Consider the following 13,548-nt stretch of genomic DNA (forward strand, 5'->3'; position numbering starts at 1 on the left):
CGTTTTTGGGGGCTTCTGGACTTTAACGGCTGCTTATTTCATGCCAAATTCGTGCTTGTGGGCCGTACGCCATCAATGGGCAAGTGCGCTACACTGCCGCGCTCGTACCGATAGAAGATTTTGAAGGGAAAACATGACGTTCAAGGCGCCGGATAGTCTTGCCGAGCAAATCGCTCACCACCTCGCCGAACGTATCATTCGTGGCGACCTCAAGCCTGGGGAGCGGATCCAGGAGCAGAAGGTCACACTGGCGCTCAATGTCAGCCGTGGCTCCGTGCGCGAAGCCTTGCTGATCCTTGAGCGTCGGCATCTGATCGCGATCCTGCCGCGCCGAGGCGCCCATGTCACCGAGCTGACGGCCCACAAGGTGCAGAGCCTGTGCACGCTGATGGGCGAGCTGTACATCCTGCTGGGCAATGCGGTCGCCGCCGGCTGGCAGACCCAGGCCGACATGGCGCCGTTCGTGCAAATCCAGCAGCGCCTGATCGCCAGCTTCGAACGCCAGGACATCCGCGCCTTCGTCGAAGAAAGCTTCAATGTGATGCGTGCCGCCTATCCGTTCGCCAACAACCCGTATTTGCAGGAAACCGTCGAGAACCTGCAGCCGGCGATGAACCGTGCCTATTACCTGGCACTGGATCAACGCAAGGCATCCATGAGCGAGTACCTGGTGCTGTTCGAGCAATTGCTCGCCGCCGTGCTGGCCCGTGACCTGCCACAGATTCGCCAGGTACTCTCGGCCTATGGCGAGCGCAGTTGCTCGCTGGTCATTGCTGCGTTGGCGGAAGCCTAAGCGTGCGGCTCAAGTGCATCAAACTGGCGGGGTTCAAATCCTTCGTCGACCCGACCACGGTGAACTTCCCCAGTAATATGGCGGCAGTGGTCGGGCCCAATGGCTGCGGCAAGTCGAACATCATCGACGCCGTACGCTGGGTGATGGGCGAGAGCTCCGCGAAAAACCTGCGTGGCGAGTCGATGACCGACGTCATCTTCAACGGCTCCACCAGCCGCAAGCCGGTGAGCCAGGCCAGTATCGAGCTGGTGTTCGACAACTCCGACGGCACCCTGGTGGGCGAGTACGCGGCCTACGCGGAAATTTCCATCCGCCGCAAAGTGACCCGCGATAGCCAGAACAGCTATTTCCTCAACGGCACCAAGTGCCGCCGGCGGGACATTACCGACATCTTCCTCGGCACCGGCCTGGGCCCGCGCAGCTACTCGATCATCGAGCAGGGCATGATCTCCAAGCTGATCGAAGCCAAGCCCGAAGACCTGCGTAACTTTATCGAAGAAGCGGCCGGCATCTCCAAGTACAAGGAACGCCGGCGCGAGACCGAAAACCGTATCCGTCGCACCCATGAAAACCTCGCCCGCCTGACTGACCTGCGTGAAGAGCTGGAGCGCCAGTTGGAGCGCCTGCACCGCCAGGCCCAGGCGGCCGAGAAGTATCAGGAATACAAGGGCGAGGAGCGTCAGCTCAAGGCGCAACTGTCGGCCCTGCGCTGGCAGGCGTTGAACGACCAGGTAGGCCAGCGCGAAGCGATCATCGGCACCCAGGAAATCAGCTTCGAAGCCTTGGTGGCCGAGCAGCGCAATGCCGACGCCAGCATCGAGCGCCTGCGGGACGGTCACCATGACCTGTCCGAGCGCTTCAATCTGGTGCAGGGGCGCTTCTATTCGGTGGGCGGCGACATCGCCCGGGTCGAGCAGAGCATCCAGCACGGCCAGCAGCGTTTGCGCCAGTTGCAGGACGACTTGAAAGAAGCCGAACGCGCGCGCCTGGAAACCGAATCGCACCTGGGCCACGACCGTACCTTGCTGCTGACCCTCGGGGAGGAGCTGGACATGCTCACCCCCGAGCAGGAAGTCACCAGCGCTGCCGCCGAGGAAGCCGCTGCGGCCCTGGAAGAATCCGAAACCACCATGCACGCCTGGCAGGAGCAGTGGGACACCTTCAACCTGCAATCCGCCGAGCCGCGCCGCCAGGCTGAGGTGCAGCAGTCGCGCATCCAGCAACTGGAAACCAGCATGGAGCGCCTGGCCGAGCGTCAGCGGCGTTTGGTGGAAGAGCGCGTGCTGCTCGCGGCCGACCCGGAAGACGCGGCGATCCTCGAGCTGAGCGAGAAACTCGCCGAAAGCGAAATGACCCTGGAAGAGCTGGAAGCCAGCGAAGAACAGCAAGTGGAGCGTCTGGAACAATTGCGTCAGCAACTGCAGCAGGCGACCCAGGTACAGCAGCAGGCCCAGGGCGATTTGCAGCGGCTCAACGGCCGGTTGGCCTCCCTGGAAGCCTTGCAGCAAGCGGCGCTCGACCCGGGCACCGGCACAGCCGAATGGCTGCGCGATCAACACCTGGCCGAGCGCCCGCGCCTGGCCGAAGGCTTGAAGGTCGAAGCCGGTTGGGAGCTGGCGGTGGAAACCGTGCTCGGTGCGGACCTGCAAGCGGTGTTGGTGGATGATTTTGGCGGTTTCGACCTGGCGGGTTTCGCCCAGGGCGACCTGCGTTTGCTCAGCCCGGCGGCAGACGGCACACGCATGCCGGGCAGCTTGCTGGACAAAGTCGAGGCGGCGATTGATCTGTCGCCCTGGCTCGGTCAGGTCAAGCCGGTGGACAGCCTTGAGCAGGCCCTGGCCCTGCGCGGCCAATTGGCGACCGGGCAAAGCCTGATCAGCCGTGACGGTTTTTGGGTGGGCCGGCACTTTTTGCGGGTGCGTCGCGCCAGCGAAGCGGAAAGCGGCGTTCTGGCCCGTGGCCAGGAAATCGTCAACCTGACCGCCGAGCGCGAAGAGCGCGAAGCCACACTCGAATCCCTGGAAAATCAGCTGCAAACCCTGCGCGCCACCCAGCGCCAGCAAGAGACCGGCCGCGAACACCTGCGCCGGCTGTTGCAGGACGAAGCGCGCCAGCAAGGCGAATTGAAAGCCCAGCTCTCGGCGAGCAAGGCCAAGGTCGAACAACTGACCTTGCGCCGCACCCGGCTCGACGAAGAAGTGGCCGAGATGGGTGAGCAACGCGCCCTTGAACACGAACAAGTCGGCGAAGCACGCCTGCAACTGCAGGAAGCCCTCGACAGCATGGCCCTGGACACCGAGCAGCGCGAGTTGCTGCTGGCCCAGCGCGACAGCTTGCGTGAACGCCTCGACCGAGTGCGTCAGGAAGCCCGCCAGCACAAGGACCACGCTCATCAACTGGCCGTGCGCCTTGGCTCCCTGCGGGCGCAACACGACTCCACACGTCAGGCCCTCGAGCGTCTTGAAATGCAGTCCGAACGCCTGACCGAAAAGCGCGAGCAACTGAGCCTCAACCTGGAGGAGGGCGAAGCCCCGCTGGAAGAGCTGCGCCTGAAGCTTGAAGAGTTGCTCGACAAGCGCATGACCGTCGACGAAGAACTCAAGACCGCACAGATTGCCCTGGAGGACGCCGACCGCGAACTGCGGGACGCGGAAAAACGCCGGACCCAGGCCGAGCAGCAGTCGCAACTGATCCGTGGCCAGCTCGAACAGCAGCGCATGGAATGGCAGGCCCTGACGGTGCGCCGCAAAACCCTGCAAGACCAGTTGCTGGAAGACGGCTACGACCTGCACGGCGTGCTCAATACCCTGACCGCCGAGGCCAACGAGAAAGAAGCCGAAGAAGAACTTGAACGGATTGCCGCACGCATTCAACGACTCGGCGCGATCAACCTCGCGGCCATCGACGAGTACCAGCAGCAATCTGAGCGCAAGCGCTATCTGGACGCGCAGAACGCCGATCTGGTGGAAGCCCTGGACACCCTGGAAAACGTGATCCGCAAGATCGACAAGGAAACCCGTAATCGCTTCAAAGATACCTTTGATCAGATTAATGGCGGTTTACAGGCGTTATTCCCGAAAGTTTTCGGTGGTGGCAGCGCTTACTTGGAACTGACGGGCGAAGATCTACTCGATACAGGGGTAACGATCATGGCGCGGCCTCCGGGCAAGAAGAACAGCACCATCCATTTGCTGTCTGGTGGCGAGAAGGCACTGACGGCATTGGCCCTGGTATTTGCGATCTTCAAGTTGAACCCGGCACCGTTCTGCATGCTCGACGAAGTTGACGCTCCGCTGGATGACGCTAACGTTGGACGGTATGCCCGACTGGTTAAAGAGATGTCCCAGACGGTGCAGTTCATCTATATCACCCACAACAAGATCGCCATGGAAATGGCCGATCAGTTGATGGGCGTGACGATGCATGAGCCGGGCTGTTCGCGATTGGTGGCGGTGGATGTCGAAGAGGCGATGGCGCTGGTGGAATCCTGAGGCGCACTTCGCAGGAGGATTTTCAGCACGACGTAAGGTGATTTACCGGTCTGGGAAAAGTGGCAAATGGACATATTTGTTCAAGGCATTTTGACAGACGGTGTAAAGTTATCTTTGGTCGTGCTAGTTTAATGTCAAATTTTCGTATGCGTGGGCAAAACGTCATTCAGAACATAGAGTTGGCGCCACGTTTTAAAGCGGTTTGCACGGTGCTAAACCCCTTATTTTTCAGCATTTTTTATTAGAGGCACGGGATTACATGGAAATCGGTCTGCGCGAGTGGCTGATCGTCATCGGCATTATTGTCATTGCCGGTATTCTTTTTGATGGCTGGCGCCGGATGCGTGGCGGCAAGGGCAAGTTGAAATTTCGCCTGGACCGCAACCTGTCCAATTTGCCGGACGACGACGGCAGCGCCGAGCTGCTGGGGCCTCCACGTGTCCTGGATAACCATAAAGAGCCGCAACTGGACGAGCATGATCTGCCGTCGATGAGCGCACCGGTGCGCGAAGCCCGCGAGCCCAAGCGCGGCAAGCGCAGCGCGGCCAGCGAGCCATCCCAGGGTGACCTGAACCTGGACCTGGAAGAAGGTCCGAGCTTCAGCAGTCGTGACGACGACTTCCCGGACGAGTCCCCGACCAAGAGCGCCCATAAAGAATCCGTCAAGGATCAACCGGCTGCCGAAGAGGTGCTGGTGATCAGTGTGATCTGCCGCGACGCCGCCGGCTTCAAAGGCCCGGCCCTGCTGCAAAATATTCTGGAAAGCGGCCTGCGTTTCGGTGAGATGGATATTTTTCACCGCCACGAAAGCATGGCCGGTAACGGCGAAGTCCTGTTCTCCATGGCCAATGCGGTCAAGCCGGGCATCTTCGATCTGGACGACATCGACCATTTCAGCACCCCGGCAGTAAGCTTCTTCCTGGGTTTGCCAGGCCCGCGTCACCCGAAACAAGCGTTCGACGTCATGGTGGCCGCAGCCCGCAAGCTGTCCCAGGAGCTCAACGGCGAACTCAAGGACGATCAACGCAGCGTCCTGACCGCCCAGACCATCGAGCACTACCGTCAGCGCATCGTCGAGTTCGAGCGTCGCGCCCTGACACAGAAGCGCTAAGGTCCAAGCTTACGCGTTGCCTGTAGAATCCATGCACTAACATATTGAGCAGCTTCGGCTGCTCTTTTGCTTTATGAGAGAACACCCATGACCGCCGCCCACACCCGCATCCTCGAACTGCGCGCTGAACTGGATCAGCACAATTACCGTTACCACGTTCTCGACGAGCCGAGCATCCCGGACGCCGAGTACGACCGGCTGTTCCACGAGCTCAAGGCCCTGGAAGCCGAGCACCCGGACCTGGTAACCCGTGATTCACCGACGCAGCGGGTCGGCAGCGCGGCATTGTCTGCGTTCACTCAGGTACGCCACGAAATCCCGATGCTCAGCCTAGGTAATGCCTTCGATGAAAGCACCATGCTTGAATTTGATCGCCGGGTCACTGAAGGCCTGGACTTGCCGGTGGGCGACCTGTTTGGCGGCGGCGCGGCGGTGGAGTACAGCTGCGAGCCAAAGCTCGATGGCCTGGCGGTCAGCCTGCTGTATCAGGACGGTGAACTGGTACGTGGCGCCACGCGCGGCGATGGCACCACCGGTGAAGACATCAGCGTCAACGTGCGCACCGTGCGCAATATTCCTTTGAAACTGCACGGCACCGGCTGGCCGGCGACCCTCGAAGTACGCGGCGAAGTGTTCATGTCCAAGGCCGGCTTCGAGCGGCTGAATGCCACGCAACTGGAAGTCGGCGGCAAGACCTTCGCCAACCCGCGCAACGCGGCGGCGGGTAGCCTGCGTCAGCTGGATTCGAAGATTACCGCCAGCCGTCCGCTGGAATTCTGCTGCTACGGCGTGACCACGGATATCAGCGACACCCACATTGGCAATCTGCAACAGCTGAAGAAGTGGGGCATGCCCATCAGCCATGAGCTGAAGCTGGCAAAAGGGATTCAGGATTGCCTCGACTACTACCGCGATATCGGTGAGCGACGCAACGCTTTGCCCTATGAAATCGACGGTGTGGTGTTCAAGGTCAACAGCATTGCCTACCAACGGGAATTGGGATTCCGCGCCCGAGAACCGCGTTGGGCGATTGCCCATAAATTCCCGGCGATGGAAGAACTGACCGAACTGCTGGACGTTGAATTCCAGGTGGGTCGCACCGGCGCTGTGACGCCCGTGGCACGCTTGAAACCGGTCAAGGTCGCGGGTGTGACCGTGTCCAACGCCACCTTGCACAACATGGACGAAGTGGCGCGCCTGGGCCTGATGATCGGCGACACCGTGATCATCCGCCGTGCCGGTGACGTGATTCCCCAGGTGGTGTCGGTAGTCACCGAGCGTCGCCCGGAAAACGCCCGCGCGGTGCAGATCCCCGAGAGCTGCCCGGTGTGCGGCTCCCATGTTGAGCGCACGCAACTGGTCAAGCGCAGCAAGGGCAAGGAAACCGTCAGCGAAGGCGCGGTGTATCGCTGCGTCGGGCGCCTGGCCTGTGGTGCGCAGCTCAAGCAGGCGATCATTCATTTCGTCTCGCGCCGCGCCATGGACATCGATGGCCTGGGCGACAAGACCATCGAGCAACTGGTGGATGAAAAACTCATCGGTTCGCCGGCTGACCTCTACAAGCTCAAGTACGATCAGATCATCGACCTGGAAGGTTTCGCCGACGTCTCCAGCAAGAAGCTGATCACCGCCATCGAAAACAGCAAGACGCCGACCCTCGCACGGTTTATCTATGCCCTCGGCATTCCCGATGTGGGTGAGGAGACCGCCAAGGTGCTGGCGCGCTCGCTGGCGTCCCTGGAGCGCGTGCAGCAGGCGTTGCCGGAAGTGCTGACGTACTTGCCGGATGTCGGCCTGGAAGTGGCCCACGAGATTCACAGTTTCTTTGAAGACAGTCATAACCAGGATGTGATCGGTGCCTTGATCTCCAAGGACGAGTGCGGCCTGGAGTTGCAGGAGCAGGGCGACCTGAGCGCCGAGTTTGCGGCCAGCACCACGTTGGGCGGCTTGCTCGACAAGCTGCACGTACCGTCTGTAGGGCCGGGCGCTGCGCAGAAGCTGGCGGACAAGTTTGGCTCCCTTGAAGGCGTGATCAAGGCCGACTGGCTCGACATGCGCCAGGCGTTGCCGGAGAAGCAGGCCAAGGCCGTCCGGGATTTCTTCGACATCGAAGAAAACGCCAATCGTGCGCTGGCCATCGAGCAACAGCTCAAGGACTTCGGCATGCACTGGCAGAGCGAGAAGAAGGTCGTCGAAGGCTTGCCCGAGGCGGGTCACACCTGGGTGCTCACCGGCTCCCTGGAACTGATGAGTCGCGATGTCGCCAAGGAAAAACTTGAAAGCCTTGGCGCCAAGGTGGCGGGCTCGGTGTCGGCGAAAACCCACTGCGTGGTGGCCGGGCCGGGTGCCGGTTCGAAGTTGGCCAAGGCCACTGAGCTGGGCTTGAAAGTGCTGGATGAAGAGGCGTTCGTGGCGTTTTTGGCCAAGCACAACATCACGGTCTGATGCTTTTGTGGTGAGGGGGCTTGTCCCCCGTTGGGCTGCGCAGCGGCCCCAGAACCCGCTATCGAGTTCTAGCTGAAAGAACCGGTTGACCTTACTGGGGCTGCTTTGCAGCCCAACGGGGGACAAGCCCCCTCGCCACAAGTAATAAGCCGCCAATAAAAAACTGGAACGATCAGCTCGTAACCATGATCTAGTCTTGGGCAGCCCTGGGAGAGATCGCCATGTACCGCTTCTTCGAGCAACTCAGTTCGCGTATTGCCGCACCGTTCATGGCCGAGACCTCGCGCAACAGCAAGGTCTGGCAGTGTCGCTGTGGGCAGTCCCTGTTCTTTCGCAACAGTCAGTGCCTGGCCTGTTCGGCGCTGCTGGGCTATCAGCCGGAGCAGAGTCGCCTGTCATCCCTGCAGCCCGTCCCGTATGCCGATACCTGGCTGCTGGACGCCGACCCTGAAGCCGGTGCCTTTCGCCGCTGCGCCAACCTCGACACGCCAGCCGCCTGCAACTGGTTGCTGCCCGCCGACAATGGCCAGACCTTGTGCGTGGCGTGCAGCCTGAACCGCACCATTCCTGATCTGTCGATCCCTGAAAACCCCGAACGCTGGCGCAAGGTCGAAACCGCCAAGCGCCGCCTGGTGGCTCAACTCATCAGCTTGGGCTTGCAGGTGATTCCCAAGACGGCCGATGAAGACACCGGCCTTGCGTTTGATTTCGTCGGCATCGACCTGGAAGGCAACGCGCCCACCACCGGCCACGCCAACGGCCTGATCACCCTCGATATCAAGGAAGCCGATGACGCCCACCGTGAGAAAATTCGCGTACAGATGCGCGAGCCTTACCGCACCTTGCTCGGTCACTTCCGCCATGAGGTCGGCCACTACTACTGGGACCGCCTGATCGCCAACAGCCACTGGCTGGAACCGTTCCGCAGCCTGTTCGGCGACGAGCGCGCCAGCTACGCCGACGCCCTCGAACAGCACTACCAGAACGGCCCGCGCGCGGACTGGCAGCAAACTTGCGTCAGCGCCTACGCCACCATGCACCCGTGGGAAGACTGGGCGGAAACCTGGGCGCATTACCTGCACATGATGGACGCCGTCGACACCGCGCTGGGTTTCGGCATGAGTGCCCGGGAGATGGACCTGGACTACCAGCCATTCCCCCTGAGCACCCTCTACGACCCTGAACATCCCGGTGGTACGGCGTTCTTGTCATTCGTCAACGCATGGATCGAACTGGCCGGCATGCTCAACGAACTGTCCCGCAGCATGGGCCAGCCGGATTTCTATCCGTTCGTCCTGCCGCCGGCGGTGATTGCCAAGCTGCACTTCATTCACCTGGTGATCCAGCAAGAGGGCGGCCGGGCAGATGAGGTCGTGCTTTTGTAGGAGCAAGCTTGCTCGCGAAGGTCGTCAACGATAACGCGTCTGTCCTGAATGAACGCAGCGTCTTTGCGTTCTTCGCGGGCACGCTCACTCCAGCAGGCAAGTACTTGAACCATCAGATATTTTTAATCCCGCGCGAACGGTTGTAACTTCCGATGAGATCGGTACAATGACGCGGCTTGCCGAGAGGCGAGCGTCGTTATGGTGACCCCATCGGTCCCCCCGCAACGATTACCCGTGAACCTGGTCAGAGCCGGAAGGCAGCAGCCACAGCGGGAACATTGTGTGCCGGGGTGTGGCTGGTGGGGTTGCCTCCATAACGCCACCTTCCTTGATTCAAAAAAATACTTTTATGAAGCCCTTCGCTGACAATCGTCATCTGCGAAGCGATTTCTGCTGTTCGTCCTTCAGCTCAGTGCTCACAAGCCCGAAAGTAATCGTTACCGGCAAAAGACTGTGAGGGCTCTTTCACAACTTCAAGCTTCCACTCTGGACAACCCAAAACCACCTTGCTAGTTTGCGCCAGTCACATATTTCAAAATATGTCGACAGTGCATGGATGATATTAAAGTGATGGCGCTTTATTGCTCATTCACCCTAACTAACAAGGATGTCGGTCATGAAAAGCCTGCAAGGGTTGCCCACGCTCATCAGCGCCTCCGTCGGTGCCCCCGGCAAAGCCCGCAACTTGCCCGCCGACGTTCAATGCATCCAGTATCTGTTCAACTTGATCATTCCCAAGTTGGGTTTCCCCTTGGCCGAAAACGGCAAGTGCGACGGCCAGTTGGTGCAGTGCATCAGCCAGTATCAGTTCCGCTACCTCAAGTACGCCCATCCCGACGGGGTTATCGACCCCACCGGGCGCACCTTCAATAGCCTGATCGAAGAGGCGGTGAAGGTGCCGGTCAAGCCGAATCCGGCCCTGCGTATTCCGACCTTCCTGAATGTGTTCGGCAACACCAGTTCCGACATGGTCCAGGCCACGGTCAACCATTACCTGGATCGCATGCGGGCGATGATCGAGGCCGAGCGGCGCAACCGGCAGATGATGCTCCAGGCCACGTGCGACGGCGGCACGACGCTGACGGACACCGACTTCCAGAACGCCGCCACGCAGTTGGGCAGCGGGATTTCGGTCAATATCATCAAGGCGTTCGCCACGGTGGAGTCGGGCGGGCGCTCCGGGTTCGGGCCGGCCAAGTTGCCCGTGATCGCTTTTGAAGGGCACCACTTTCGCAAGTACACCCACCATAAATACGATCAGACCCACCCGCTGTTGTCGTACCCCTACGTGAAAAAAGCCGGCCCTCAGTGGAAGGCCAATAACAAGGACCAGACCAAGGCCTGGGAAACCATGGCCACGGCCTTTGCGCTGGATCAGGAAGCGGCTTTGAAGTCGGCCTCCTGGGGTATGTTTCAGATAATGGGGTCCAACTTCACGGCATGTGGTTATAAAACGGTGTTTGAGTTTGTCGTGGCCATGAAGATTAATGCCGGGCATCAACTCAAGGGCTTCCTCGGTTTTTGCAGTCAGAGCCCGGCGCTGGTCAAGGCCATGAAGAACAAGGATTACGCCGCCATGGCGCTGAACTATAACGGCAAGGATTATGGCGACTATGACCATCGAATCAAAAAAGCCTACGAAGCACTTGAAGGGAAAAAATAGAATGCCGTTCAAACGTTGCCTGTCCCGATTGCTGGTTGCCTCTTTCGTTTGTGTTGCTGCGGGAACGCCGGCGTTTGCCGCTGCGCTGCACTCGGGCAAGTACGAAGGACTGATGCTGGCCGTGACACCTGAGCATCAGGTGGAAGGTTTTTATGCTGAAGCGATGGGCGAGGGCGTGACCCGCACGTGCACGTTCTTCCTGCAGGGCAAGGTCGACGGCGCGAAGGCGTCGGTGTCCACGTGGCTGGATGCGGCTTACCCGGGAACCGTTGCGGTTTCCTCGGACGGTGTGACGCTGACGGTGGAGAAGGGCCGCGAACATCCCGGCTGCATCAGCGTGCTGATGCCGGAAATCGCCACCGGCCTGGACCTGACCCAGACCGCTGCCAAGAAGTGGATTGGCCTGGTGACCGTATCGGCCGACAAGGCCTTCCTGCAGAAGACTCCGGACGCCAAGGCCAGTCATCGTGCCTACGTGGTCAAGGACGATGTGGTTGCGGTGCTAGCCTTCAAGGATGGCTGGGCCCAGGTCGAGTTCATCAATGGCGAAGGCCGCTCTTCCAAGGGCTGGATCAGCCAGGACCAGTACGCCAGGCTGGCCCCTAAAGGCTGAAGCTGTTCCCCGCGCCGCGGTGTGCCAGGCACGCCGCGGCTTTTTTGATCGTTCCCTCGCTCTGCGTGGGAATGCAGCCTGGGGCGCTCCGCGTCCCGCCTTACTTCTCTCAGTACTCAGGCCTTGTTGCGGTTGAACAGCTTGCGGATAACGGCGAACAGCGCCACGACGCCGATCACCAGGAATTTCTTCGCCGCCAGCAGGAAGATGCCGATCTTGGCAAACAGCCCGGCCTTGGCCGCGATCCCGCCGGCAACCAGTGCGGCAAGGCCGTAGGTCGCGAGTTTGTCGGTCTTCGGGTTGAAGTCGGTGTACAGGTTGCCATCGGTGAAGTTGGTAAAGGCCAGGACCTTGGGCAACTCCTGCTTGATAGTGGCCAGGTCGGACATGGCGGCGACGGCGTTGAGTTCCAGCACGCCTTCACGGCCCAGTACGCGGATGCTGTAGTTGAGGGTGGTTTGCTTGGCGTCGTCGGCTTTCAGTTCGCGGGCCCAGTACATCTTGTGGGTGGTGTCGTCGTAGTGCGGCGGCTCGGCCCAGCCCAGCAGGTGCAGGCCTGCGTAGCCTTGTTTCTGGCGTTCTTTGTTGTCTTCGACGTCTTCTTCCTGCATTTGCTTGAGCAGTTCGGTGTAGTCGATTTTCGCAGCGTCTTCGTCAGAAATATGCCCGTCGGCCTTGTAGCTGACGATCACGCCCCAGCCGCGCTCCGATAATGGGCTGACGGCTTTTGGCACGATCATGCCCAGGGTCTTGAAGCCCGGCGGATTGCCCCAGCCATCGGTCAGCAGGCGCTCGGTGTCGGTGGGGTCGAGGTAGTAGAACTCGTCGTTGAGCTTGAGGGTTGCGATGCCGCCGGGCAGCGTGACGGTACCGGTCTTCTGCTTCAGGGAACCGAGAAAGTGTTCGGCGGTTTCGGGCGCTTCGGCGGGTGCAGCGGCTTCAACGGGGGCAGGCTCGGCGGCAGCAAAGGCGGGCGCGACGGGCAGGCTCAGGGCGGCCGCCGCCAGCAATAGGCGGAAGTAATTCATGGTAGTCCCTTACAATTTGAATTAATTTCGCGCGAGGATAACTGAAACATGCTGTAACGGGTTAGCTGAATGTCTCCCGCAGCAGCCCTGCAAAGGCGTCCCGTGCCAGGTGGCGTTGGGTGTCTTTGTGCCAGAACAGCAGGTTATCCACGGCGGCCAATTCGTCGAAGCGGTAGGACGTCAATTGATTGGCCTGCTCGTAGCGCGCCAGGATGCCTTCCGGCGCCAGCGCCACGCCGATCCCCGCGCTGACGCAGCCAATGATCGTGCCCCAACTGGCATAGCTCGCGATGGCCGGCTTGATGTCGTGGGGCTTGAGCCAGTTTTCCAGGGCGGCGCGGTAGGGGCAGCCGGGCGGCCAGACCAGCAAGGTACGGCCGGCCAGGTCCCGGGCATCCTCGATAGGCGCGCTGGAGGCGCTGGTGATCAGCACCAGGCGCTCGCTGTAGACCACGCTGTGTTCGAGCTTCGGGCGTTTGCCGCCGGCGGCCACCAGCGCGGCATCGATGCGGTGATGTTGCAGGTCATCCAGCAGCTGCGCCCAGGCGCCGGTCACCAATTCCAATTCCACCTGTGGATAGCGCCGATGGTATTCAGCCAGCAACGGCGGCAGGCGGCCACTGGCACTCGACTCCACCGCGCCGATGCGCAGCTTGCCGCGTGGAATGGCATTGCTGTCGACGGCGCGCTTGGACTCTTCCACCAGCGCCAGGATGCGCTCGCAGTAGTCGAGAAACACTTCCCCGGCCGCACTGATCGCCAACCCGCGCCCGGCACGAATGAACAGCGGGGTGCCCAACTCGCTTTCCAGTTGCTTGATGCGTGTGGTGATGTTGGACGGCACGCAGTGCAGTTGCAGGGCGGCTTGGGCCACGCTGCCGGTTTGCGCCACGGCTTTCACCATTTTCAGTTGGGCCAGTTCCATCGCTCAGTTCCAGTGATTACAGAAGTCAGAAACGGTTAATTGTCCTGCGTCGTGCCGGGGCCAAGACTGACGGCATTCCCACTGCAGGACGCCG

At 60.8% G+C, this 13,548-nt stretch carries 9 protein-coding genes and 1 other RNA gene; 8 read left to right on the top strand and 2 right to left on the bottom strand.

The window, feature by feature from the left end; genetic code table 11:
* Positions 1 to 133 precede the first annotated feature (133 nt).
* The 8 genes from ACUN0G_RS07160 to ACUN0G_RS07195 all read left to right on the top strand — a co-directional run bounded on the left by ACUN0G_RS07160 (position 134) and on the right by ACUN0G_RS07195 (position 11,501).
* Positions 134 to 793: a GntR family transcriptional regulator gene (locus ACUN0G_RS07160; protein ID WP_258344347.1), complete on the top strand. Its 660-nt coding sequence runs from the start codon at positions 134 to 136 to the stop codon at positions 791 to 793.
* Between the two features lie 2 nt (positions 794 to 795).
* A complete protein-coding gene (smc, locus tag ACUN0G_RS07165) occupies positions 796 to 4,284 on the top strand; it encodes a chromosome segregation protein SMC (protein WP_445572999.1) in 3,489 nt (1,162 codons plus the stop codon).
* Between the two features lie 259 nt (positions 4,285 to 4,543).
* Positions 4,544 to 5,395 (top strand): cell division protein ZipA, encoded by an 852-nt coding sequence (gene zipA, locus ACUN0G_RS07170; protein WP_076017196.1) that lies wholly within the window; start codon positions 4,544 to 4,546, stop codon positions 5,393 to 5,395.
* An 87-nt stretch (positions 5,396 to 5,482) separates the two neighbouring features.
* Complete coding sequence (ligA, locus tag ACUN0G_RS07175) at positions 5,483 to 7,840, top strand: NAD-dependent DNA ligase LigA (protein WP_421551514.1); 2,358 nt, start codon at positions 5,483 to 5,485, stop codon at positions 7,838 to 7,840.
* Between the two features lie 221 nt (positions 7,841 to 8,061).
* Positions 8,062 to 9,225 carry a zinc-binding metallopeptidase family protein gene (locus tag ACUN0G_RS07180; protein ID WP_445573000.1) on the top strand — a complete coding sequence of 388 codons (1,164 nt, stop codon included), beginning with the start codon at positions 8,062 to 8,064 and terminating at the stop codon, positions 9,223 to 9,225.
* Between the two features lie 208 nt (positions 9,226 to 9,433).
* Positions 9,434 to 9,530: signal recognition particle sRNA small type (gene ffs, locus ACUN0G_RS07185), an RNA gene on the top strand.
* Positions 9,531 to 9,841: 311 nt separating this feature from the next.
* Entirely contained in the window at positions 9,842 to 10,888 is a 1,047-nt protein-coding gene (locus ACUN0G_RS07190) for an N-acetylmuramidase family protein (RefSeq protein WP_445573001.1), read from the top strand.
* Position 10,889: 1 nt separating this feature from the next.
* Complete coding sequence (locus tag ACUN0G_RS07195) at positions 10,890 to 11,501, top strand: hypothetical protein (protein ID WP_445573002.1); 612 nt, start codon at positions 10,890 to 10,892, stop codon at positions 11,499 to 11,501.
* A 116-nt stretch (positions 11,502 to 11,617) separates the two neighbouring features.
* Here the strand turns inward: ACUN0G_RS07195 and ACUN0G_RS07200 are convergent, their stop codons facing one another.
* Positions 11,618 to 12,529 carry a DUF2167 domain-containing protein gene (locus tag ACUN0G_RS07200; RefSeq protein WP_445573003.1) on the bottom strand — a complete coding sequence of 304 codons (912 nt, stop codon included), beginning with the start codon at positions 12,527 to 12,529 and terminating at the stop codon, positions 11,618 to 11,620.
* 61 nt (positions 12,530 to 12,590) lie between these two features.
* A complete protein-coding gene (locus ACUN0G_RS07205) occupies positions 12,591 to 13,454 on the bottom strand; it encodes a LysR family transcriptional regulator (protein ID WP_076017202.1) in 864 nt (287 codons plus the stop codon).
* Between the last annotated feature and the right edge of the window lie 94 nt (positions 13,455 to 13,548).

The sequence above is a fragment of the Pseudomonas sp. 32A genome, assembly GCF_052682255.1.

What these genes read in the sequence shown, in the direction of transcription:
- ACUN0G_RS07160 (WP_258344347.1), top strand. Translation starts at nt 134, where the DNA reads ATGACGTTCAAGGCGCCGGATAGTCTTGCCGAGCAAATCGCTCACCAC.
- zipA (WP_076017196.1), top strand. Translation starts at nt 4,544, where the DNA reads ATGGAAATCGGTCTGCGCGAGTGGCTGATCGTCATCGGCATTATTGTC.
- ligA (WP_421551514.1), top strand. Translation starts at nt 5,483, where the DNA reads ATGACCGCCGCCCACACCCGCATCCTCGAACTGCGCGCTGAACTGGAT.
- ACUN0G_RS07180 (WP_445573000.1), top strand. Translation starts at nt 8,062, where the DNA reads ATGTACCGCTTCTTCGAGCAACTCAGTTCGCGTATTGCCGCACCGTTC.
- ACUN0G_RS07190 (WP_445573001.1), top strand. Translation starts at nt 9,842, where the DNA reads ATGAAAAGCCTGCAAGGGTTGCCCACGCTCATCAGCGCCTCCGTCGGT.
- ACUN0G_RS07195 (WP_445573002.1), top strand. Translation starts at nt 10,890, where the DNA reads ATGCCGTTCAAACGTTGCCTGTCCCGATTGCTGGTTGCCTCTTTCGTT.
- ACUN0G_RS07200 (WP_445573003.1), bottom strand. Translation starts at nt 12,529, where the DNA reads ATGAATTACTTCCGCCTATTGCTGGCGGCGGCCGCCCTGAGCCTGCCC.
- ACUN0G_RS07205 (WP_076017202.1), bottom strand. Translation starts at nt 13,454, where the DNA reads ATGGAACTGGCCCAACTGAAAATGGTGAAAGCCGTGGCGCAAACCGGC.